Raw genomic sequence first — 2,810 nt, forward strand, 5'->3', positions numbered from 1 at the left:
TCTTAAGTCATCCCAGATATCGGCTTGGTATCATGAACGGGAATCAGATGCAGAAATTTTGGCTAAAAACCAGATCACATCGATATATATCAAATCCCGAAATAAACCTGAATCAGCAGGTGAAATTCAGGGATCTTTGCTTGATTGGATGAATTCTACTTTAGAGAAGTATGATTATCAGGGTATAATCCTTCTATCACCAACAGGTGAAGTCCTGCTCAAAGCGCCATACAATGCTTCGGTAAGTCAGAACAGTATTGACAAATATCTCTCTCAAACCCTCAACTCAACAAAGCCAATAAATACAGATCTATACCGGGATCCCGATACAAATAATCCAGTCATGGAATACTGGTGCCCTATCAGAGAGATTGCAGATGGGCCCGTTGTTGGTGTTCTGATATATCAGATAGACCCAAAACGCTACCTCTTTCCTTTGATCCAATCGTGGCCAACGAACAGTGAGACTGCAGAATCACTTCTCGTCCGTCAGGAAGATGACAATGTTTTATTCATTAATGATCTGCGACACTTTACGAATGCAAGCCTCTCGTTACGGATCCCATTAAGTGAAAATGATGTGCCTGCGGTTAAGGCAGTGAAAGGACAGGTAGGTATTGTTTATGGGGATGATTACCGGGGAATTCCTGTCATCGCAGATATCCTGAATATAAACGGCACCCCCTGGTATCTTGTAGCGAAAATAGATCAGGAAGAGATCTATGCACCATTTAGATTTTTTGTATCCCTGGTCATGGCTATACTCCTTCTTCTCATGATTGCATCAGGGATAGCCATCTGGGCAATCTGGATAAAACGGGAAAATGATTTTATCAGCCAGAATTATCAACTAAAACAAAAGGAACTCGTTCTTGCTGATCGTGTCCGTCTCCTGATGCAGCAGGCAAATGACGCAATTTTTATTTTTGATTCAAATTGGAAGATAATTGACGCAAATGACCGTGCATCAGAGTTATATGGATACACTCTTGATGAATTCAGAAGATTAAATCTGGTTGATCTTCAGACAGACCGGGACATTATTACACTTTCAGATGGTTTTAAACATCTGAATCATCCTCTCGGCTCAATCATATTGACAACGCACCGTCGGAAAGATGAATCTCTTTTTCCCCTGGAAAGTAGTACCCGAACCATTATTATTGACGGTACGACGTACCATCAGGCAATTATCAGGGATTATACTGAAAGAATCAAGTTTGAAACAGAACTCCAGAAAAAGAATGAAGATCTCTACTCATTAAATGAGGAATTAGGTGCTTCATTCGAAGAGTTGTCATCACAAGAAGAAGAACTGAGGCATCAGATGGATACTCTAAAACAGAGTGAAATCCAGATGCAGGAATTACAAAACCGCCTAACTGAAGCACAAAAAGTAGGCCACCTGGGATCCTGGGAGTATTATATTAATACAGGGAAAGTCTGGCTATCTGATGAAGGTTTCAGGTTATTTGGTCTGGATGTAAATCCGGATGGGCTCATTGAGCTGGAAAAGTTACTCTCTTGTATGCTTGACAAGGATCATGTCTATCAGGCGTTGATGGACCTGATTGAGCATGAACATCCATTTAAGCTTGAATTCTCCATACAACCGGTTGGTTCCCAAACCCGGATTATATCATCGATAGCTGACCTAATTCGTGGCGAAGAAAAAACTCCTTTAAAAGTCATTGGGATCTTTCAGGATGTTACAGAAAGAAAACATATTGAGTCAGAACTGAGGAAACAGGAAGAGAAATTATCTGCTTTTTTCCATTCTCCTATCCTTGGAACATTGATGGGGGATATTTATGGGAATATTTTTCAGGCAAATGATGAGTTTCTCAGAATTATTGGATATTCCCGGTTTGAACTTGAAAATGGTCTTATCAGGTGGGATAATTTAACCCCCCCTGAATTTGGGCATCTTGATCAGAACTCAATTGTTGAAGCTCAAGAGAAAGGAAACTGTACTCCATATGAAAAACAGTACTTCCGAAAAGATGGGACCCGTATCTGGGTTCTTGTTGGATTCGTCCTTTCTGGAGAAAAAAGGGACGAATCAGTTGCATTCATCCTCGATATCTCAAAGGTTAAAGAGAAAGAAGAACAAATTCGGAGGCTCAACCAATCACTCGAAGAGAAAGTCCTTGAAAGGACAAATCAACTTGAGTCGATAAATGTTGAGCTTAAAGCAGAAGTTGAAGAGAGAATATTAGCAGAGAAAGAAATCCAAAAGGCATTATCACTCCTCACTGCAGCACTTGAATCTACAGCCGATGGCCTGTTAGTAGTAGCAATATCTCGAAAAATCGTTACCTATAACAAGATATTTCTCAGCATGTGGAATATCCCTGATTCAATTATAAAATCTGATGATGATATCGCAACATTAGGATCGGTGATTCATCAGGTCAAAAATCCGGATCTATTCCTTGAAAAAATAAATCAAATCTATGAAGACCCATCCCGGGAAACATATGATGTTATAGAACTGGTAAATGGGAAACTCTTTGAAAGAGTTTCAAAACCTCAAAAGGTCGGAGAAGAGATTGTCGGGACTGTTTGGAGTTTTAGAGATATAACTCAGAAAACCCAGATGGAACATGAGATTGAACGTTCTCTTCGTGAAAAAGAGATTTTACTCAAAGAGATTCACCACCGTGTTAAGAACAACATGCAAGTGATCTCAAGCCTCTTTTATATTCAATCAAGTATAACGACAGACGAGAAACTGAAAGAAATACTTAAGGAAGGCCAGAACCGGGTAAAATCTATTGCTCTTGTTCACGAGGAATTGTATCAATCCC

The 2,810-nt window shown here is 39.8% G+C and carries 1 protein-coding gene; it reads left to right on the top strand.

The window, feature by feature from the left end; translation table 11 throughout:
* Positions 1-148: 148 nt before the first annotated feature.
* Positions 149-2,810: PAS domain-containing sensor histidine kinase (locus VN429_RS08195; RefSeq protein WP_325631954.1), on the top strand; the 2,662-nt coding region annotated here is incomplete at its 3' end.

The sequence above is a fragment of the Methanospirillum sp. genome (genome assembly GCF_035560735.1).
GTDB lineage: Archaea > Halobacteriota > Methanomicrobia > Methanomicrobiales > Methanospirillaceae > Methanospirillum.